This is a genomic window from Luteibacter mycovicinus (assembly GCF_000745235.1).
GTDB lineage: Bacteria > Pseudomonadota > Gammaproteobacteria > Xanthomonadales > Rhodanobacteraceae > Luteibacter > Luteibacter mycovicinus.
On the sequence record NZ_JQNL01000001.1, the window covers coordinates 1,650,207 to 1,670,225 of the forward strand.

A 20,019-nucleotide genomic window follows, 5' to 3' on the forward strand; every position below is an offset into this window, starting at 1 on the left:
CCGGCATCAGCGCGTCCTCCTCGTACCCAGCAACGCGGTGACCGCGTCGAGCGGATCGTCGGTGGTGTCGATCGTGCGCACGCGCAGGCCAAGACCGCCCGCCAGCGCGGTCAGTCTGCGCTGCCCTTCGCCGAGGCCGCGGGCGAACGCTTCGCGCTGTCGATCGCCCTGAAGCGCGATGTCGTAATGCGTACCGCGATAAGCAAAGGGGTAGCGACCGGCGGGCGGTTCGCTGAGCTCTAGCGAATCGGCGACGCCCAGCACCGAGACTTCAGCCTTGCCGACCAGCCCGAGCATGCGGCCACGTGCGGCCTCGTCCACGGCGAATCCGTCGCTGATCAACAGCACGCGCGACGCACCGTGCATCAATCGTCCCGCCCGCTGCAGCGCGGAAGACAGCGTCTCATCGCCATCCGCGGGGAGCGCATCCCATGCGGCGATCGCACCGAGCACCGTCAGCGCGCCACGCGCTCCGCCCTGAGGCCTGACGACCTGGCGTTGTCCGCCAAAGGCAAGCACGCCCACGCGCTCCGTGCCGCGCAGTGCGTACCAGGCGGCTGTCGCCGCCGCGCGCGCGGCCTGCACGGACTTGAAGCGCGTGCGCGTTCCAAAACGCATGCTTGCGTTCATGTCCAGCAGAATGAGCAGGCGTCCCTCGCGCTCTTCCTGAAAGAGTTTGGTATGCGCGACACCGCTGCGCGCCGTCAGGCGCCAGTCCATGCGGCGTACATCGTCACCGGCCTGGTAGACGCGGGATTCGGCGTAGTCCATGCCGCGGCCATGCAGCCGCGCCGGGCGCTGGCCATGTCGCGGAGCGCGCGATACGACCTGGGGAGCAGGTGCACGCGCGACGCGGGAGCGCAGGGCGATCAGTTCCGGGAGCGAGACGTGGACGCGCCCTTCGACGTCGGTGACAGCGGCATTCACGGCAGCGGCACGAGATCCAGCAGGCGATCGATCACCGTATCCACGCGCACGCCTTCCGCTTCGGCCTCGTAGCTCGGCAACACGCGATGGCGAAGCACCTCGTGGGCGATCGCGTGAATATCCTCCGGGAGGACATAATCGCGACCGGCGAGCCACGCGTGCGCGCGCGCACAGCGGTCCAGCGCGATGGTGGCACGCGGGCTGGCACCCCAGGCGATCCAGCGCGCCAGCTCCGCACCGTATTTGCCGGCCTCGCGCGTGGCGACGACCAGCTGCGTGATATAGAGCTCCAGCGGCGCCGCCATGTGTACCGAGAGCACCGCGTCGCGCGCGGCGAAGACGTCCGCCGGGCGCAGCATGTGTGCCGGTGGCGGCGCCGGGTGCATGACCTCGCGGGCCTGCTGACGCGCGAGACGGAGAATGGCGAGTTCCGCCTCGGCGTCCGGGTAGCCTATGGTCACGTGCATCAGGAAACGGTCGAGCTGGGCTTCGGGCAGTGCGAACGTCCCTTCCTGCTCGATCGGGTTCTGGGTGGCCATCACCATGAAGAGGTCAGGCAGCGGCCAGGTGCGGCGGCCGATGGTGATCTGCCGTTCGGCCATCGCCTCGAGCAGCGCGGACTGGACTTTCGCCGGTGCGCGATTGATCTCGTCGGCAAGCACGATGTTATGGAACAGCGGCCCGCGCTCGAATTCGAACGTGCCGGTCTGCGACCGGAAGATATCGGTGCCGGTCAGGTCGGCGGGCAACAGGTCGGGCGTGAACTGGATGCGGTGGAAGTCGGCTTCCACGCGCGTCGCCAGCGCCTTGATGGCCGTCGTCTTGGCCAGACCGGGCGCGCCTTCGACCAGCAGGTGCCCGTCGGCCAGCAGGGCGATGAGCAGGCATTCGACCAGGTGAGGTTGCCCGATGATGCCCCGGGTCAGTTCCTCGCGCAGGCGGACGAAGGCCTCCTGGAGCGGGGTCGTGGCGGCTGGCGTCTCGGACATCGCGGTTCTCGTGTCGGTGGAAGTCCCCGATGAGACCACAGCGAGGCCGGGAAGTTTAGGCCCGGATGTCGTTCCCGGGTCACGAAACGAAAAAGGCGGCCACGAGGGCCGCCTTTTTCGTTGTCCTGATGACGCCCTTACTGCAGCGCGTCGGACAGGATCCGCGGCGTGACGAAGATCAGCAGCTCGGCCTTGTCGTTGGTCCGCGAAGTATTGCGGAACAACACGCCCAGACCGGGGATATCGCCAAGACCCGGGACCTTTTTGGTCGTGTTCGTCTTGGTGATCTCGTAGATGCCACCGAGGACGACGGTCTGACCGTTGTCGACGAGCACCGAGGTATTGATTTCGCGGGTGTCGATCTGCGGGACCGAACCGCCGCCCGGGCTGGCGACGAACTGGGCCAGCGCGTCCTTCTTCACGTTGATCTTCAGGTACACGCGGCTGTCGGCGGTAATCGTCGGCGTCACACGCAGCTCGAGCACGGCATCCTTGAACTGGACCGTGGCGTTCTGCGCGCCGCCGCCGGAGCTCGAGGCCTGGTAGGTCACATAACCGATCTGCTGACCCTGCTTGATGACCGCTTCCTGCTGGTTGGCCGTGATCACACGCGGGCTCGAGATCAGCTCGCTGCGACCCTCGGTCTGCGCCGCCGAAAGCTCGAGGTCGACCAGATAGTTCGCACCCAGGATCGCCAGGCCGATGCTGCCCGAGGGGTTCGCGACCGGCAGGTTGACGTTGTAGCCACCCGGCAGGGTGACCGCGGCAGGCGTCGGGATCGTCCCCGTGCCGCCGTTGGCGTTGTACTGGTTCACCGCGTTGGTATAGCCGACATCGCTGTTGTGGACGCTGGTAACCAGACCGCCCGTGCCGCCGGCCGTGGTACCGGTGGAGCCGCTGCTCAGATCCGGCGACGTACCGACGACCTGGTTGGCGTTGTTGTGGTTGTATCCCTGGACGCCCCAGCGCACACCCAGCTCGCGCGTGAAGGTATCGGTCGCCACCACGATGCGCGACTCGATCAGCACCTGCTGCACCGGACGATCGAGGGTACCGATCAGCTCGCGCAGGTCACGGATCTTGTCCGGCGTGTCGTTGATCAGCAGCGTGTTGGTGCGGTCGTCGAACGAGACGCTGCCACGCGGGGACAGGAAGCCACGCGTCGTATTGGAGCCGCTGCTGCCACCGCCGCCCTGCATGCTGCCCTGGGTCAGCAGCTTGGCGATGTCTTCCGCCTTGCCGTAGCTGATCGGGATGTAATCGGACACCAGCTCCGCGGAATCCTGGGCCTTCTGACGAGCGTCGGCGAGGCTCTGCTCGTAGCTGGCAAGCTCGGCCTGCGGAGCGATCCAGACGACGTTGCCGCTGCGACGCTTGTCCAGACCCTTGGCCCGCAGGATCACGTCCAGCGCCTGATCCCACGGCGTGTTGACCAGTCGCAGGGTGACGCTGCCGCCGACGCTGTCGGAGGCGACCAGATTGAGCTTGGCTTCGTCCGCGATCAGCTGGAGGGCCGAACGCACCGGGATATCCTGGAAATTGAAGGTCAGACGCGAACCCGAATACGTCGGATCCTGACCCTTCGCGGCCTTGCCCGTCGGTGCGGCGGCCTTCTTCGGCGCCACCTCGACGACATAATCGCTGCCGCTCTGATAGGCCGAGACTTCGACATCGCCCTTGGTGCGGACATCCAGGCGGGCACCGCCGGGAGCCGACTTCGATTCGATCGACTGCACCGGCGTGGCGAAGTCGAGCACGTCGAGACGCTGAGCGAGCTTGGGCGGCAGCGACGAGCCCGACAGGCTGACGATCACGTGGTCGCCTTCGCGGTGCATTTCCGGCGTCGTCGCCGAGCTGCCCAGCGTGACCAGCACGCGGCCTTCGCCGTTCGGCCCGCGACGGAAGTCGATGTTCGATACCGGCGTGCCGGCTGACGAAGGCAACGCCTTGGTCGGATCGGAAACGGTCGCCGTCGTCGTCGTGGCACCCGTCGGACCGTTGTTCACGGTGACGACGAGGTTCTTGCCATCGACGCGCGTGCGGTATGCCGACTCACGGAAAAGCTCGACCGTGACGCGGGTCTTGCCACCGGCGGAGACCACCGACACGCCCGATGTCGAACCCTTGCCGATATCGAGATGGCGGGTGCTGTAGCTGTTGGTGGTGTCCGGAAGGTCGATCGCGATACGCGGCGGATTGTTGGTCGTGAAGACCTTCGGATCCGGTGCCTTTTCCGAGAAAGCCAGCCGGAGTTCGATGCGGCCGCCGGGCTGCGCGTCGTAGCTCACGTTCTGCAACGTGTTCTCCGCCGACGCGGCACTGGCGAAACCGCCGGCGAAGGCCAGCGCGGTGCCGAGGATCCAGCGGCGCGTGCGAAGACGCGCGCTACCCGGCAGATGATTCAGTTTGGTCGTCATGTGCGTCATCCCCGAGTTCTTATTTTTCGCCGACCGCGATGCTTGCCGGACGCTCCATCCAGCCGCCCGAGCCATTCGGCACCAGTTCGACCAGATCGATCCGATCCTCGCCAACGGCCGTGATGCGTCCGTAGGCCTGCCCCATGTACTCATTGCGATGGACACGATGGATCACCCCACCGGGATCCTTCACAAGCGCCTCCAGGTTTGCACCAGCACCAACCGTGCCAACCATCTTGAGAGCGTCGAGGCCGAACATTTCCAGGGGTTCCTTCGGACGGTTTTCGTCCGGACGGGGACCACTGGCGACGTTGCTGTCCATTTCAGCCGTGCTCGGGCTGAAGGGATCGCGCGCGCCCTGGTCCTGGTAAGCGAACGTCTCGAACGTGCGGATCACCGGCAACGGCGGGATCGGCTCGCCTTTCTTGTGTTTTTCGGCATCGACCCACTCGCGCAGGTCGGAAGTGCCCTTGGTGCAACCGGCGAGCGAAATGACACCGAACAGCGCGACGGCCAGCGGGCGGGCGAGGGAGTAATGGCGATTCATCACTTATTCCCCTTCTGCAGCTTGCTCTTCGCCTGCGGCGTCTCGTCGTCCTCGAGGTAGCGATAGGTCTTCACGGTGCCCTGGAGAACCAGCTGGCCGTTGCCGGCCGCCTTCTTGTCGGTGCTCTTCGGGCTCAGCGAGACGTCGTGCAGCGTCAGAATCACGACGCGGGGCAACGAGGCCACGCCACTGATGAAGGTGCCGAACTGGTGGTAAGTACCGACCATGCGCAGGGTGATCGGCTTCTCGGCGTAGAAGTCCTTCGGCGTTTCCGGACCGGGCTGGAACAGCTCGGTCTCGATGCCCGCGGCCAGTGCCGTCTGCGAGATGTCGATCAGCAGCTCGGGCATTTCCGTCTTGCTCGGCAGCTGACGCAGCAGGGTCCGCAACATGTCCTGCATGTCGGACAGCTGCTGCTCCAGGGCCTCGAGATTGGCGGACTTGGCCTGCTTCTGCGAGAACTCGGACTTGAGACTGGTTTCCTTGGACTCGGCGCTGGCCAGGTCGTCCTGCTGGCTGCTGATCTGGAAGTACCAGCCAGCCAGCACCACGATCACGAAGACCAGGCCGGTGAAAAACATCTTGATGGGCTTCGGCCAGCCACCGACGTTGTGCCGATCGAGATTGCGCAGATCGTCAAAGAATTTCATTGTTTGACTCCTGCCGGGGCGGCGGCAGCCGCAGGCGTGGCCGCCGGCGGAGTGGCAGGCGCAGCCGGTGCCGCCGCGGGTGCGGGAGCACCCGGGCTGGCCGTGACGGCATTGGCGGCGTTAACCAGCGGCGCGGGTACCGCGGCGGCCGGCGGGGCCACCGTGGAGGCACCGGCGGGGGCTCCGTCCTGCGGATTGTCGCCCGGGCTCTTCAGGTGGACGTCGAGACCGAAGGCATAAGGCATGCGCGAGGCGTCATGCGTGTTCTCGGTCTTGCGCAGGTCGGCATGGCCCATCCAGGGCGACGCCTCGACGTTGCGCATGTACTCGGCCACGCTGGAGTTCGACTGGGCGACGCCGTCCAGCGACATCGAATCACCCGACTGCTTCATGCCGGCCAGGCGAGCCGATGCCGGGATCGTCTTCACCAGTTCGTCGAACAGGTGGACCATCTGCGACCGGTTGGCCTGCAGCTGTTCGATGATCTGCTTACGCTGGAGCAGATCGGCCCTGACCTTCTCCAGATCCTTGATCTTCGCGATGCGATCGTCGAGCTGCTTGATCTCGGTGGTCAGGTAGTCGTTTCGCTCGTTCTGGTTGTCGATCCGGGCGTCCATCCACAGCGACCAGCCGATGAGCACCACGAGGGCGGCGCCAAAGGCCAGGCCGAGCTGGATGTAGAACTCCCGCTCGCGCTGTTTACGGCGCTCGGCACGCCAGGGAAGTAGGTTGATCCGTGCCATCAGTCGAAGCTCCTCATGGCGAGGCCGACGGCAATCATCAGCGCGGGGGCGTCCTGGGCCAGGGTCTGTGCCTGCACGCGGCTGGACAGCGACATGCGCGCCAGGGGGTTGGCGACGACGCACGGCACACCCAGCTGCTGCTCGAGCAACTCGGTGATGCCGTCGATCGCGGCGCAACCGCCGGCGAGAACCACCTGGTCGACGCGGCTGTATTCGCTACCGGCGAAGAAGAACTGGAGCAGGCGGCTGACCTGCTGGACCAGCGACTCCTTGAACGGCTCCAGTGCCTCCATCTCGTACGACTCGGGCAGGCCGCCCTTGCGCTTGGCACGACCGGCTTCCTCATAGGAAAGGCCGTAGCGACGCATGATTTCGTCGGTCAGCTGCTTGCCGCCGAAGACCTGTTCGCGCGAGTAGATGGTCCGCTGGTTCTTCAGTACCGCCAGCGTGGTCATGGTCGCGCCGATGTCGACCACCGCCACCAGGGCGTCGCGCGACACCGCGAGCTGGTCGGCGACCATCCCGAAGGCGTTCTCCATGGCGAAGGCCTCGACGTCGACCACCCGGGCGGTCAGACCGCCCAGGTCGAGCGCGGCGATGCGCATGTCCACGTTTTCGGTGCGCGAGGCCGCCAGAAGCACGTTATTCATTTCCGGGTTGTCGCGAACCGGCCCCATGACTTCGAAATCGAGGCTGACTTCCTCGATCGGGTAGGGGATGTACTGGTTCGCTTCGACCTGGATCTGCCCCTCGAGGTCGTCCTCGGAGAGATCGGCGGACATGGGAATGATGCGGGTGATCACGGCCGAACCCGCCACGGCTGCCGCCGCGTGCTTGAGCTTGGATCCGGACCGGGCCAGGGCGCGGCGAATGGCTTCGCCTACCGCCTCGACCTCGACGATGTTCTTTTCAACGACGGCATTTGGCGGCAACGGCTCAACGGCGTAGTGCTCGACGCGGTAGCGTCCACCTGCCTGACTGAGCTGCAGCAGCTTTACTGCGGTCGAACTGATATCGACGCCGATGAGCGGCGCCGCTTTGGGTGTAAAGAGCCCCACGTTGTCCCCCTTCCCCGCGCCTTGTCGGAATTGGTCTTCGGCGCGAAGGCATTAGATCTAAAACTTAACGGATTGGCAACGGGCCGTTTCAGCCCTTACCGGCACTAATTCACAAATCCTGTCACTGGGTTAGCGAAACCCTCTCACACCCCGTCGAACCCGGGTCACCCGCCCCACCCCCCCGGCGAGGTTCTATACTCCGCGACGACCCATCCGCCGGTGACCCCCTCTCTTCCATGCGAATTCTCAAGCGTCTGCTGCGCATCGCGCTGTATCTCGCCCTGGCCGGCATCCTTTTCGTGGCGGGCGCCATCGGCGTCGCCTACTGGCTCCTGGCGCCACGCCTGCCTTCCGTGGCGGTCCTGCGCGACTATCACATGCAGGTTCCCTTACGAGTCCTGAGCTCGGATGGACGCCTGATCGCCTCCTTCGGTGAAACCCGCCGCGTCCCCGTCCACATCGCCGACGTTCCGGCACGCCTCAAGAATGCTGTCTTATCGGCCGAGGACGGGGATTTCTATAGCCACCCGGGTGTCGACTGGCACGGCATCGCCCGCGCGGGCATCCACGTGATCGTTTCCGGCGGTGACAAGGGACCCGGCGGCTCGACCATCACCCAGCAGGTGGCGCGCAACTTCTTCCTCAGCCCCGAGAAGCTCTATTCGCGCAAGCTGACGGAAGTCTTCATCGCGCTGCGCATGGAGAACGAGCTGACCAAGGACCAGATCCTCGAGCTCTATATCAACAAGATGTTCCTGGGCCACCGGTCCTACGGACTGGCCGCCGCGGCCTCGTATTACTACGGCAAGACCCTCGACCAGCTGACGGTGGCCGAATGCGCGTCGCTCGCGTCCACGTTCCAGTTGCCATCGGTGGTCAATCCGCTGAACAACCAGGCGCGACTGGTCACCCGGCGCAACTGGGTGCTGGGCCAGATGCTGTCGAACCGGTTCATCACCAAGGCCGAATACGACGAGGCCGTGAAGGAGCCCAACGACGCCTTCCCGCACGAGCAGCAGATCGAAGTCGATGCGCCGTACCTCGCCGAGATGGTCCGCCAGCAGGTGCTGGAGAAGCTGGGCAACGACGCCCTGACCGAAGGTTATGTCGTGCGCACCACCGTGCCGAGCGACAGTCAGGCCGCCGCCAACGACGCGCTGCGCGGACGCCTGTCCGCCTATGACCGCCGCCATGGCTATCGTGGCCCCGAGGGTCACGAGGAACTGCCCGCGCAGGCTGGCCCCGAGGACTACGACCGCGTTCTCGCGGGCTACACGAGCGTGGCCGGCATGATGCCCGGCATCGTGACCGCGACCGGCGCGAAGGAGGCCACGGTGTACCTGTCCGCCAAGGAAACCGCCACCATCAGCCTCGAGTCGATCGCCTGGGCCCGGCCCTACGTCAACGAAGGTCGCGCGGGAGCCGCTCCGACACGCGTCGACACGGTGCTCAAGCGTGGCGACATCGTCCGCCTGATCCGCAGCGAGAAGGACGACCTGTCCGAAAACGCCAGCGCCGCCGACACCGCCAAGGTCAGCACCGAGTCCCATCCCGAGCCGGCCAGGGGGCCGTGGCGCCTGACCCAGATTCCGGCCGTGCAGGCCGCCCTCGTGTCGCTGGACCCGGAAGACGGCGCGGTCCGCGCACTGGTCGGCGGTTTCAGCTTCGTACGGTCCAAGTTCAACCGCGCGGTCATGGCCGCACGGCAGCCGGGTTCGAGCTTCAAGCCCTATCTCTACTCGGCCGCGTTCGAGCGTGGGTTCACACCTGCATCCATCGTCAACGACGCCCCGGTAGCCTTCCCCGACCCGTCGCGCCCCGACGGCATGTGGACACCCGCGAACGACGACGGAAAGTTCGCCGGCCCCATGCGCCTTCGCGAGGCGCTCGTGCAGTCGAAGAATCTGGTCTCCGTCCGCTTGCTGGACGCGATCGGCCTGCGCTTCGCCCGCGATTACATGACGCGCTTCGGCTTCACGCCGGACGCCCTGCCCCAGAACCTCTCGCTGGCGCTGGGTACCGCCTCGGTCTCGCCGATGAGCATGGCGCGCGGCTATGCGGTGTTCGCCAACGGCGGGTACCTCATCACGCCCTATTTCATCTCGCGCATCGACGATCGCGACGGCAAGCCGGTTTACGTGGCGAACCCCGAGCGCGCGTGCTCGGATTGCCAGGAGCGCCTGCTCAATCCGACGCCCGCCGGCCCGCCGACGCAGCCATCGACGGCGCTGATCCCGGCCAAGCCGGCCGCCGCGAGCACGGCCGCCGGTAGCGGTACCGGCGATGCGGTGTTGCCTGCCGACGCCCACGACAATACCGCGCAGGCGCCCAAGCTGGCGCCGCACGTGATCGACGTGCGCAACGATTACCTGGTGACCTCGCTGATGCAGGACGTGGTCAAGCGCGGCACGGGCTCGGCGGCGCGCGCGCTCGGTCGCGACGATATCGCCGGCAAGACGGGCTCGACCAACGATCACCGCGACGCGTGGTTCGTCGGCTTCAACGGCGATGTCTCCACCGCCGTCTGGGTCGGCTTCGACGACTTCGGCTCCCTGGGTCGCGGCGAGTTCGGCGCCAAGGCGGCCTTGCCGATCTGGATGGACTACATGGGCGCCGTACTCAAGGACAAGCCGTCGCATACGCTGGCCATGCCTCCGGGCATCGCCACGGTGCAGATCGATCCGGGCTCCGGCCTGCCCTCACCGGGCGGCATGAACGAAATCATGAAGGTCGAGGATGTCGATCGTCTTCGCGAACAGGCGGCGCAGAAACAGCAGGAGGATCAGCAGGAACACGCCTACGACATCTTCTGATACGTCCACATTACACACCACACGGGGGTGAGTCATGGCACGAGGCGAGCACCACAAGATCCATGCGCAGGACCGGACGCAGCGGCATCGCGTCCTCGTCGCCCAGGAGGCGGCGCGCCTGATGAGCGAGCATGGCATTCGTGACTTCCACCACGCGAAGCTGAAGGCGGCGGAGCGGCTCGGTATCGTCGACACCCAGGCCCTTCCGCGCAACAACGAGATCGAAGACGCGTTGCGCGAACACCAGCGCATCTTCCAGGCCGATACGCAGCCACAGGCCTTGCGGGCACGTCGCGAGGCAGCCATCGAGGCGATGCGGTTTCTGCGCGGGTTCGACGCACGACTGGTCGGCGCGGTGCTCGAAGGCACGGCGGACGAGCACTCGGCCGTCTGCCTGCACCTGTTCAGCGATGACCCTGAAGCGCCCGTCTTGTTCCTGCAGGAACAGGGCATTCCGCTGGAGACCCAGACCCGCCGGCTGCGCTGGTCCAACAACGAACAGAGCGAACATCCGGTACTGCTGTTCGGTGCGGACGGTATCCCGTTCGACCTGACCGTGCTGCCACTGGACGCGCTGCGCCAGGCGCCGCTGGACCGTGTCGACGAACGCCCGATGCGCCGCGCCACCGCGTCGATGGTGCAGAACCTGCTGACGGAAGAGGACGTAGCCGCTTACAACGCGGCCATGTAGGAGCGCGCCCCGCGCGCGAAAAGCCAACAGGGCGGTGACGGGGTACCGCTTCATCGCTCCGTTGGCTTTTCGCGCGCGGGGCGCGCTCCTACCGCGCTAAAAAAAACCCCGCTTTCGCGGGGTTTCTTTTTAGCGCTTGTCGTTCGGGATGTAATCGCGAACGTCGGCACCGGTGTAGATCTGACGCGGGCGGCCGATGCGGGCCCCCGGGGTTTCGTGCTGCTCGATCCAGTGGGAGATCCAGCCCGACGTACGCGCAATGGCGAACATCACGGTGAACATCTCGGTCGGGATGCCCAGCGCCTTGTAGATGATGCCCGAGTAGAAGTCGACGTTCGGATAGAGCTTGCGCTCCACGAAGTAGTCGTCCTTCAGCGCGGCTTCTTCCAGCTTCATGGCGACGTCGAGCAGCGGATCGTTGACACCGAGCTCTTCGAGCACCTTGTGGCACATCTCGCGGATGATCTTGGCGCGCGGATCGAAGTTCTTGTAGACGCGGTGACCGAAGCCCATCAGACGGAAGGAGTCGTTCTTGTCCTTCGCGCGCTTGACCGCGGTCTCGACCTTGTCGGCGGTACCGATTTCCTCGAGCTGCTTGAGCACGGCTTCGTTGGCGCCACCGTGCGCCGGACCCCAGAGCGCGGTGATGCCGGCGGCAACGGACGCGTACGGGTTGGCACCGGTCGAACCGACCAGACGGACCGTCGAAGTCGACGCGTTCTGCTCGTGATCGGCGTGCAGGATGAAGAGCAGGTCGAGCGCCTTGGCGACCACCGGGTTCAGTTCGAGCGGCTCGCTCGGCACTTCGAACATGGTGTGCAGGAAGCGGGTGACATACTCGAGGTTGTTGCGCGGGTAGCGCGTCGGCCAGCCGATCGAATGACGGTAGATAGCGGCCGAAATGGTCGGCATCTTGGCGATCAGACGGATGGCGGCGAGCTTGCGGTCTTCCGGGTTATCGACATCGAGCTTGTCGTGATAGAACGCCGACAGCGACGCGATCGACGCGGCCAGCATGGCCATCGGATGCGCGTTGTGATGGAAACCCTTGAGGAAGTCCTTAAGGTTCTCGTGCATCATCGAATGATGCGTGACCTCACCGGAGAACTTCTCGAACTCCGGCTTCGTCGGCAGTTCGCCGTTGAGCAGCAGGTACGAGGTCTCAAGGAAGGTGGACTTCTCGGCCAGCTGTTCGATCGGGTAGCCGCGGTACAACAGGACACCCTTGTCGCCGTCGATGTACGTAATGGCGCTCTTGGTGCTGGCGGTGCTGCCGTAACCCGGATCGTACGTGAAGTAACCGGTGTCCTTGTACAGCGTGCCGATGTCGACGCACTCGGCGCCGAGCGTGCCGCCGATGACCGGCAGTTCGCTCACGGGCTTGTTGGATTCATCGACCAATTTGACGGTTTTGGCGTCGGACACGGCGAGCTCCTCTGTGCTTGTTCCCGCCGCTCCACGCAATGGAACGACGTAGCAATGGTTGGAATAACGGCACCCTGGGGAAGGTCCCGTACCGGCCGCAACCCGCGACCGAAGTTCCCCATTATCACACAGCGACGATTCAAACGTCCGTTAGGCCCGCGTGTAAATCGCACACGCAAAAAGACACGGGGCAAGCCATGGGCTCGCCCCGTGTCCTCTATCCTCGCGACACGCCACCCCGCAGGCGGCGCGCGGATGGTGCGGTCTTACTTCTGACCGTAGCGCTGACGGAACTTGTCGACGCGACCGCCGATGTCCAGCGTCTTCTGCTTACCGGTATAGAACGGGTGCGAGTGGCTCGAGATATCGAGCTTGATGACCGGGTACTCGTTACCGTCTTCCCACTTGACGGTCTCCTTGGAGGACATCGTCGACCGCGTCAGGAACGCGAAATCGGACGAAAGGTCCTGGAAGACCACCGACTGGTACTTCGGATGAATGTTCTCTTTCATGGCTTGAACCTGAGAAATAGCGGGGTGAAAAGAGCGGCATTGTAGCCCGGGGTCCGGGGTCGTGCAAGCCGGGACCCCGGGCGGGATCTCACACGGCGCCCAGTGCGCCCGCGATCAGCTCGCCGAAGCGGGCATGGTCGACCTCGAGCACGATGCGGGCGTTCGGCTTGCCGCCGAGACGGCCATGCCAGTCGACCACGGTAGCGCCACGCGTGAGGCGCCCGTCGAGCTCGATGGCGACGTGGCGGGTTTCGGCGCGCACGATCATGGCGGGATCCAGTGCCACGGCCATGGCCAGCGCGTCGGCCGCGATGAACCCGGTACGCTCGTGCTCGGCGTTGAAGCGGCGGGCCGTCGCGAAAATCTTCTCGAAGAACGAGGCGCGCTTATCGCCGGAGGCGACCCAGCGCTCGTAGACCTCGTCGGGGAAGGCGTGACGGACGGTCGCCTCCCAGTCCACCAGATCGAAGTGCTCGAATGCCTCGAAGACGACGTGCGCCGCCTCGGGATCGAATCCGATATTGAACTCGGCGGGAATCTTCCCCGTGTTGCCGTGACCGGTGACGGCGCCGCCCATGATGACCAGGCGCTTCACGCGCGCAGGCAGCGTCGGGTCCAGACGCACGGCCAGAGCCAGGTTCGTCAGGGGACCCAGTGCGACGAGCGTGAGCTCGTCCGGACGTTCCCGGGTCAGGCGGATCAGGGCGAGCGCGGCGTGCTCGGCCTCCGCGACATGCTGGGGCTCTGGAAAGCCGACATCGCCAAAGCCATCCGCGCCGTGGACGAACGCGGCGTCCTCATCGGGCGCACGCACCAGCGGGGACGGGCATCCGCCGAACACAGGCGTCGTCGCTCCGATCAGTTCGACCAGCGTACGGGCGTTACGCACCGTATGACCGAGGCCTACGTTGCCCGCGGCAACCGTCAAGGCGGCGACATCGGTATGCGCGTGCGCCATGAGGATCGCCAGCGCGTCATCCACGCCGGGGTCGGTGTCGATCAGCAACGGAAGTCGGGTCATCGGTTATCGGTCCGTGGACGGCCGGACAGCATACCGCCGGCCGGGCCCTTCAGACAGCCTGCGACGCGATCTCGGCCGTACCGAACTCGAAGCCGAGCTCCGACGCGACCTGGCTCACGCCAGCGAGCACCCGTCTGAGCGACGGGGTACGGGTCGCGATGCGCGAACGGAGATCGAGCGTGCAGGTAAGTCCCGCCTGGAGCAGATCCGCATGGGCCAGGTGCAGCGTATCCGCCTGCGACTGGGTCAGCAGCCCCTGCTCGCGCAGCACGTCGATCAGGCTGCTGCTGGCCGGCGTATCCAGAATAGGCGGACAGCTGGCGGCGTGCGCAAGCACCATGCCCTGCAGGATGAACTCGATGTCGATCAGCGCACCCACGCCCTGCTTCAGGTCCACCTGTTCGGCATCCGACCGGTCGCGCTCGCCGCGCCAGCGAGTCCGCATGGCGCTGACTTCAGCGAACACCCGGGCACCGTCCCGCTGCGTCGCAAGAATCTCCCGACGGATCTCCGCCAGCTGGCCACCCACGCGCGCGTCGCCGGCAACCGGACGAGCCCGCAGGAGCGCCTGATGCTCCCAGGTCCAGGCGCGATCGCGCTGATAGGCCTCGAAGGCATCCACGCTGGCGACCAGCAACCCCTTCGAACCGTCCGGCCGAAGACGCGTGTCGACATCGTAGAGCTTGCCGGCATGCGTCTGCGCGCTCAGCCAGTGCATGACACGCTGGGCGAGACGCTGATACCACCGGGTGCCATCGACCGGACGCGGGCCATCGCTCATCGCATTGGCGCGCTTGCCGTCATAGACGAAGACAAGATCGAGATCGGAGGCGAAGCCCAGCTCTTCACCGCCCAGGCTGCCGTAGCCGAGCACGGCGAAGCCGCTGCCCTCCCCGGGAAGGCGCCCGTGCTGAGCGGTCAGTTCGCGCGTGGCGAGCGCCAGCACCGCGGCGACCACCGCCTCGGCCAGTCCGGCGAGACGACGCGCCGTGGCGGTCGCGTCGGCACGACCGTCGTTGAAAGCGAGACCCAGCCGGAAGGCGATACTGGACCGGAATTCATTGATGCGCTCGAGTTCGTGCTCGGCGTCGCGCTCGTCGAGCGTGCCCAGCGAGCGGGCCATCTCCACCGCGATGTCCGCGCGCTTCAGCGGCAGCTGATCGATGCGCGGATCGAGCACGTCGTCGAGCAACAGCGGCTGCGCAATCACCCGCTCGGCAAGGAACGCGCTGTCCGCAAAGACCGTGGCGACACGACGGCGCGCACTGGGCTGCTCGTCGAGCAGCGCGAGATACGACGAACGGCGCGCAACGGCCTGCACCAGGCGCAGCATGCGCAACAGACTCGATGCCGGCGACGCACTGCTGCGGGCGGCACCGATCAGCTGCGGCATGAGCCGCTGCAGGCGCTCGGACGAACGTGCCGACATCGACCGCACCGATGCCGCACGAGGCAACTTGATCAGCTCCGACGCCACGTCCTGTCCGGGCCGGAAACCGGAGGCTTCCATCGTCGCCGCCACCAGCGATTCGTCCCGCGCGGCCTCCCACAACTCCACGTCGGCGGCGGGCGCGACGGCTTTTCCGCCTGCCTGCGGCACCAGCACCGCGGCGAATTCCGCCGAGACCGCGTCGCGGTGACGCGTCAGGACTTCGGCCAGCGCATCCCACGAGGGGTAGTTCAGACCCAGCGCCAGGCGCTCGCGCGACAGCTCGTCGTCCGGAATATCGTGCGTCTGCGCGTCGCGCAACATCTGCACACGATTCTCCAGAAGGCGCAGGAAGAGATAAGCCTCCCGCAGCAGCTTCGCGCGCGCCTTGGGGATATAGCCCTTTGCCTCGCACGCCCGCAGGGCGGGAAGCAGTCCCCGCACGCGAAGGGCCGGGTCGCGACCGCCGCGAATCATCTGGGTGAGCTGCACCACGAATTCGATTTCGCGAATACCACCGGGACCCAGCTTCAGGTTGCCGGCAAGGTCTTTCCGCGCCACCTCCGCATCGATCAGCGACTTCATCTCGCGCAGCCCGGCGAACGCCGTGTAATCGAGATAGCGCCGGTAAACGAACGGCCGCAGCATGTCCTGCAATTCGCGACCGGCCGTGCGATCGCCCGCCACCGGTCGCGCCTTGATCCACGCGTAGCGTTCCCAGTCACGGCCTTCGCGCTGGTAGTACTGCTCCATGGCGGCGAAAGGCAACGCCAGCCGGCCGGCGTTGCCGAACGGACGCAATCGCAGGTCGACACGGGCACAGATGCCGTCGACCGTCGGCTCGGCCAGCAACCGTACGAGCTGTCGCGTTTCCCGAATGAAATACTCGCCATTGTCGAGTGGACGCGAGCCGTCGGTCTCACCTCCGGACGCGTAGGCGAGCACGAGGTCGATATCCGAGGAGAAATTGAGTTCGTTGCCGCCCAGCTTGCCGAAGCCGATCACGACCATGCGCTGTTCGACACCGGCCGCATCGCGTGGGCGGCCGAAGCGCGCGTGCAACGAGTGCTCCGACCAGCGCAGGGCGGCCGAAAGCAGCGTTTCATACAGCGCGCTCGTCGACGACAAAGTGTCATCGACATCGTCGAGCCCGTTGACGTCGCGAAACACGATACGCAGCGCCTCCGCGTGCCGGAAACGGCGCAGCATCGCCATACAGCGATCTTCGTCGGCGGGCAGATCGAGCGAGGTGGCGCGCGTGCTCGCATCGGCATTGCCGCGCAGTCGCTCCAGTCCCGCTGGCGCAAGCAACTCGGGCTGACGTCGCAGGACATCGAAAGCGAAGTCCGAGGCGAGAAGCGTGCGGCGGATACGCTCGGCGACGCCCGCGTCATCGTGCAGGGGGATGCGTGCGGCGCGACACGCCGCCATCACGTCGGCGTAACGGTGGTCGATCAGCGCGCGGAGCTCGGGACTTTCGCGCGGTGTTGGCGTGGAAGCGTTCATGAGGCGGTCATTGTGCCCGAGACGAGGCCTGTGGCGGCCGGGTGAGAGGATTCAGATTTTTCTTACGAATCATGACCTTTTTTCGTCGCGACATGGCGCATCCGCCTGACAACCGGTTCATGTCCGTTGCGTTACAGTCCCTACCCCCTCGCTGACAGGGGCGTGACAAGAGGACGTTATGACTGTCAATTCAACGCGTTGGCGTGACATCGCCGGACGGGTCGCCTTGCCGCTCCTGCTCGCGGTCGCGTTCGTTCTCTATACCGGGTTCCTCGATGGGAATCCCGGCGTCGCCAGCAGTGCCTGGGCCGACCGCCCGTGGCACCTGTTCGCCAACGCCTTGCCGGGGCTCATGCTCGCCTTTCTGCTTCTGGTGCTGACCCGACGGGCATGGCTGTCGTTCGGCGTCGCGTTCATGGTGCAGGGCGCCGTGCTCGCGGTGAGCGCCATCAAGATGAAGAATCTCGGCTCGCCATTGTTACCTGCGGATTTCCGCATGGTGGGTCAGCTGAAGAATGGTGGCCTGCACCTGCTAGGCGGCTACCTGCCCTCGAGCCCCCTGCCGTATCTCGCGATCCTCGGCACCATCGGCCTCATCGCGATCGTCGCCCGGTTCGAGCCGGCGCTGTTCGCGCGCCGCACGCACGGGCGTCGACTGATCACCGGGCTTACCCTTTTCGCATTGATCGGCACGCTACTCGCGGGCGTTCCCGCGTGGTCGAAGATGTACAACAAGGACCGGCTTGGCATGCAGCCGTGGTCGGCCGCGTCCAACGCGGGCTACAACGGCGTCGTGACCACGATCATGCAGTTCCGCCTGCAAAACGCAGGCAAGAAGGAGAAAGCGGATCCCGCCGAGGCCGAGCAATTCATCGCCGCGACCGGCGGCGACCTGCGCCAGCACATGGCGGAGGCCGCCACCAATGGCCGACAAACGCCTGATATCGTGATCGTGCAGAGCGAGTCCTTCTTCGACCCCAGCGTCATCAGGGGCATCGAGCAGGAGGACTTCGCGCCCAACCTGCATCGCCTGGCCGAGCATGCCAGCACGGGCCAGCTGCACGTACCGACCTTTGGCGGCGGAACCATCCGCACCGAATTCGAAGTTCTGACCGGCTTGTCGCTGCGCTACTTCCCGACGATGCAATTCCCGTATCTGCAGATGCAGGCCGGTGTCATGCCGGGCATGGTCCGCGTATTGCGCTCGCACGGCTACGAAACCATCGCCGTGCATGGCAACGACGCCGGCTTCTGGAACCGCACGGCCGCCTTCAGATCGCTGGGTTTCGATCGCTTCGTTTCGCAGCCCGATTTCCCGAAGGGCTTCCGCAAAGACGGCGAATACATGGCCGACAGCGCCATGACCGACGAAATCATGAGCCAGCTGAAGAATGACGGGCCGCCCCGGTTCGTCTTCGCCATCAGCATGGAGGCGCATGGGCCCTACGACAAATCGGTGAACATCGACACGAAGGAGCGCGACGCCATTCCCGTGCCGGATGGCATCAGCGATGATGCCAAGCTGCAGCTGCGCAATTACATCTATCACATGCGTCACGCGGACGCCGAGCTCGGACGCCTCGCCGAGCTCCTCAAGCAGCGCGAGCGTCCGACGCTCCTGCTGTTTTACGGCGACCACCTGCCCGCATTGACCGAGACGTACGCCAAGGCTGGCTTCACCAACGGTAGCGACATGCTGACCCAGACCGTGCCGTACATCCTGATCGACGCACACGAGGACGGCCCCGCTCCGGTAAAGACCGATCTGGCATCGTGGATGCTGCCGGGGAAACTGCTGGAACAGGCGGGCGTGCATGACGATGCCTACTTTGCGCTGACGCAGGTCGTCGGTGGACAACTGGCGGCCCTGACACACGCACCCGATGCGAGGGAAGCGCCTGAAGACGCCGGCCTGAAATTCACCGACACCTCGATGCGCAACGTCGCGATGCTGCGCATGAAGCGGAAACTCGATCCACTGGTGGCGAAATACGCGCAGCCCGATCCGAACCTGGTCGCTCGTCAGCCCGGTGAAGCCGAAGAAGCCGCGGCGTCCGGTGCGGGACAGTAGGCCGCGGTCAAAGGTTTCGTGCGCAAAAATGGCATACGTAGCTATTTGTCATTCAAATAGCGCCTGCGTCACAAAATACCTGTCACCGCACTGTTAGCGTGGCTCTGCACTCGTCGTAGTGCAAAGGAGCCTGGGGGACGCACGTCGATCATCCGGTCGTCGGCACATGGACGATATCCTTCCAACGCAGGAGTCGTACGCATGAAGAGGTTCGCTTCAATCGGCAGGGTTGTGGCGCGCGCGGGCATCATCGCGGCCATGTTCTCCGTAACGCTGAGCGCCAGCGCGGCGGATACGTCGCAGGCAGCGCCCGCGCTTCAACTCACCCGCGTCGGCGCCATGCCGGCCACCGCGAAGCCCGCGGGCGTTCCGGACGATTACGTCGTCACACCCAATGGTTATTTCTCACCCGACTGCGTCGCCACCGTGCATGCAGGCGATCAGCTTCAGAAAAACGGTCTGATTAAACGTGCCTCGGGCACGACGGAGAAAGCCGCTACCTGCGGCAAGGCCAATTTCACGTTACAGGGCGAGCGCGTCGAAGCGGACGGCCGCCATACGCTACGGTCCGCGGCGACGCCGCCGCCGGCGCAGAGCGGCTGGGTGCAGTCGGCGAACTATGCGAGCAGCACTCCGATCGGTCGTATCGTGGCCACGTGGACGGTGCCCAGTGCGCCGACGACGCAGAGCGACCAGGTGATCTATTTCTTCCCCGGCCTGGAACAGTTGCCCAACGTGCAGTCCATCCTTCAGCCCGTGCTTGGCTGGAACGGTTACGGCGACAAGGCGTGGACGCTGGCGAGCTGGAACTGCTGTGTCGACGGCACGACGTTCCACAGCGATCCGATACCGGCAAGCGCGGGTGACAACGTCGTGGGCGATACGTACTCCACATGCGCCGCGGGCGAAGCCTGTTCGACGTGGAAGATCGATTCGCGCAACACGACCACGGGCCAGACCAGCTCGCTGACGACCAATCCGTATGCGGATCTGACCTGGGTCTTCGGTGGTGTGCTCGAGGTGTACAGCGTCGCGACGTGCGGGCAGTATCCCGGAGGACCGATCACCTTCCATGACATCGAGGTCTACGACCGCAACAACCAGCGCGTGGCGTCACCGCCGTGGCAGGGTAGCGATACGTCGGGCATCGACCCGCAGTGCAATTACGGACTGAGCACGACGCCGACATCGGCGACCATCGCGTACTGAACCGCGAACGG

At 65.5% G+C, this 20,019-nt stretch carries 15 protein-coding genes; 4 read left to right on the forward strand and 11 right to left on the reverse strand.

All coding sequences use genetic code 11. From position 1 onward, the window contains the following. Positions 1-6: 6 nt before the first annotated feature. From FA85_RS07460 to FA85_RS07490, 7 genes are all read right to left on the reverse strand, one after another. Positions 7-927: a DUF58 domain-containing protein gene (locus tag FA85_RS07460; RefSeq protein WP_036110168.1), complete on the reverse strand. Its 921-nt coding sequence runs from the start codon at positions 925-927 to the stop codon at positions 7-9. Then, complete coding sequence (locus FA85_RS07465; protein ID WP_036110165.1) at positions 924-1,916, reverse strand: AAA family ATPase; 993 nt, start codon at positions 1,914-1,916, stop codon at positions 924-926. The genes FA85_RS07460 and FA85_RS07465 overlap by 4 nt, the downstream gene beginning before the upstream one ends. A gap of 137 nt (positions 1,917-2,053) precedes the next feature. Next, on the reverse strand, positions 2,054-4,333 hold the full coding sequence (locus FA85_RS07470) for a type IV pilus secretin PilQ (protein ID WP_051944171.1): 2,280 nt from the start codon (positions 4,331-4,333) through the stop codon (positions 2,054-2,056). Between the two features lie 19 nt (positions 4,334-4,352). Beyond that, on the reverse strand, positions 4,353-4,880 hold the full coding sequence (locus FA85_RS07475) for a pilus assembly protein PilP (protein ID WP_036110163.1): 528 nt from the start codon (positions 4,878-4,880) through the stop codon (positions 4,353-4,355). After that, positions 4,880-5,530, reverse strand: coding sequence for a type IV pilus inner membrane component PilO (locus FA85_RS07480; protein ID WP_036110159.1), 651 nt, complete (start codon positions 5,528-5,530; stop codon positions 4,880-4,882). Before FA85_RS07480 ends, FA85_RS07475 begins: the two co-directional genes overlap by 1 nt. Then, on the reverse strand, positions 5,527-6,273 hold the full coding sequence (locus FA85_RS07485; protein WP_036110156.1) for a PilN domain-containing protein: 747 nt from the start codon (positions 6,271-6,273) through the stop codon (positions 5,527-5,529). Before FA85_RS07485 ends, FA85_RS07480 begins: the two co-directional genes overlap by 4 nt. Next, the gene (locus FA85_RS07490; protein ID WP_036110152.1) at positions 6,273-7,331 is read right to left on the reverse strand and encodes a pilus assembly protein PilM; all 1,059 of its coding nucleotides are present in this window, start codon (positions 7,329-7,331) and stop codon (positions 6,273-6,275) included. The genes FA85_RS07485 and FA85_RS07490 overlap by 1 nt, the downstream gene beginning before the upstream one ends. Before the next feature lie 236 nt (positions 7,332-7,567). Here FA85_RS07490 and FA85_RS07495 point away from each other — a divergent pair, with 236 nt between their 5' ends. Then, positions 7,568-10,144: a penicillin-binding protein 1A gene (locus FA85_RS07495; protein WP_036110149.1), complete on the forward strand. Its 2,577-nt coding sequence runs from the start codon at positions 7,568-7,570 to the stop codon at positions 10,142-10,144. A 34-nt stretch (positions 10,145-10,178) separates the two neighbouring features. Further along, positions 10,179-10,835, forward strand: a complete 657-nt coding sequence (locus FA85_RS07500; protein ID WP_036110146.1) for a hypothetical protein — start codon at positions 10,179-10,181, stop codon at positions 10,833-10,835. Between the two features lie 129 nt (positions 10,836-10,964). Here the strand turns inward: FA85_RS07500 and FA85_RS07505 are convergent, their stop codons facing one another. The 4 genes from FA85_RS07505 to glnE form a co-directional block, all read right to left on the reverse strand. After that, positions 10,965-12,260 (reverse strand): citrate synthase, encoded by a 1,296-nt coding sequence (locus FA85_RS07505; RefSeq protein WP_036110144.1) that lies wholly within the window; start codon positions 12,258-12,260, stop codon positions 10,965-10,967. Between the two features lie 266 nt (positions 12,261-12,526). Beyond that, positions 12,527-12,772, reverse strand: coding sequence for a type B 50S ribosomal protein L31 (locus FA85_RS07510; RefSeq protein ID WP_036110142.1), 246 nt, complete (start codon positions 12,770-12,772; stop codon positions 12,527-12,529). Between the two features lie 88 nt (positions 12,773-12,860). Further along, positions 12,861-13,793: a nucleoside hydrolase gene (locus FA85_RS07515; protein WP_036110139.1), complete on the reverse strand. Its 933-nt coding sequence runs from the start codon at positions 13,791-13,793 to the stop codon at positions 12,861-12,863. Between the two features lie 49 nt (positions 13,794-13,842). Next, positions 13,843-16,728, reverse strand: a complete 2,886-nt coding sequence (gene glnE / locus FA85_RS07520) for a bifunctional [glutamate--ammonia ligase]-adenylyl-L-tyrosine phosphorylase/[glutamate--ammonia-ligase] adenylyltransferase (RefSeq protein ID WP_036110135.1) — start codon at positions 16,726-16,728, stop codon at positions 13,843-13,845. Positions 16,729-16,906: 178 nt separating this feature from the next. On the opposite strand from glnE, the gene FA85_RS07525 reads away from it, so the two are divergent. Continuing rightward, positions 16,907-18,799, forward strand: a complete 1,893-nt coding sequence (locus tag FA85_RS07525; protein ID WP_051943272.1) for an LTA synthase family protein — start codon at positions 16,907-16,909, stop codon at positions 18,797-18,799. Between the two features lie 201 nt (positions 18,800-19,000). Further along, entirely contained in the window at positions 19,001-20,008 is a 1,008-nt protein-coding gene (locus FA85_RS22370; protein ID WP_036110132.1) for a hypothetical protein, read from the forward strand. The last annotated feature ends 11 nt before the right edge of the window (positions 20,009-20,019 follow it).

Excerpts from the sequence above, each read along its gene's own strand:
- FA85_RS07465 (WP_036110165.1), bottom strand. The coding sequence starts at position 1,916 with ATGTCCGAGACGCCAGCCGCCACGACCCCGCTCCAGGAGGCCTTCGTC.
- FA85_RS07470 (WP_051944171.1), bottom strand. The coding sequence starts at position 4,333 with ATGACGACCAAACTGAATCATCTGCCGGGTAGCGCGCGTCTTCGCACG.
- FA85_RS07475 (WP_036110163.1), bottom strand. The coding sequence starts at position 4,880 with ATGAATCGCCATTACTCCCTCGCCCGCCCGCTGGCCGTCGCGCTGTTC.
- FA85_RS07480 (WP_036110159.1), bottom strand. The coding sequence starts at position 5,530 with ATGAAATTCTTTGACGATCTGCGCAATCTCGATCGGCACAACGTCGGT.
- FA85_RS07485 (WP_036110156.1), bottom strand. The coding sequence starts at position 6,273 with ATGGCACGGATCAACCTACTTCCCTGGCGTGCCGAGCGCCGTAAACAG.
- FA85_RS07495 (WP_036110149.1), top strand. The coding sequence starts at position 7,568 with ATGCGAATTCTCAAGCGTCTGCTGCGCATCGCGCTGTATCTCGCCCTG.
- FA85_RS07500 (WP_036110146.1), top strand. The coding sequence starts at position 10,179 with ATGGCACGAGGCGAGCACCACAAGATCCATGCGCAGGACCGGACGCAG.
- FA85_RS07510 (WP_036110142.1), bottom strand. The coding sequence starts at position 12,772 with ATGAAAGAGAACATTCATCCGAAGTACCAGTCGGTGGTCTTCCAGGAC.
- FA85_RS07515 (WP_036110139.1), bottom strand. The coding sequence starts at position 13,793 with ATGACCCGACTTCCGTTGCTGATCGACACCGACCCCGGCGTGGATGAC.
- glnE (WP_036110135.1), bottom strand. The coding sequence starts at position 16,728 with ATGAACGCTTCCACGCCAACACCGCGCGAAAGTCCCGAGCTCCGCGCG.
- FA85_RS07525 (WP_051943272.1), top strand. The coding sequence starts at position 16,907 with ATGACTGTCAATTCAACGCGTTGGCGTGACATCGCCGGACGGGTCGCC.
- FA85_RS22370 (WP_036110132.1), top strand. The coding sequence starts at position 19,001 with ATGAAGAGGTTCGCTTCAATCGGCAGGGTTGTGGCGCGCGCGGGCATC.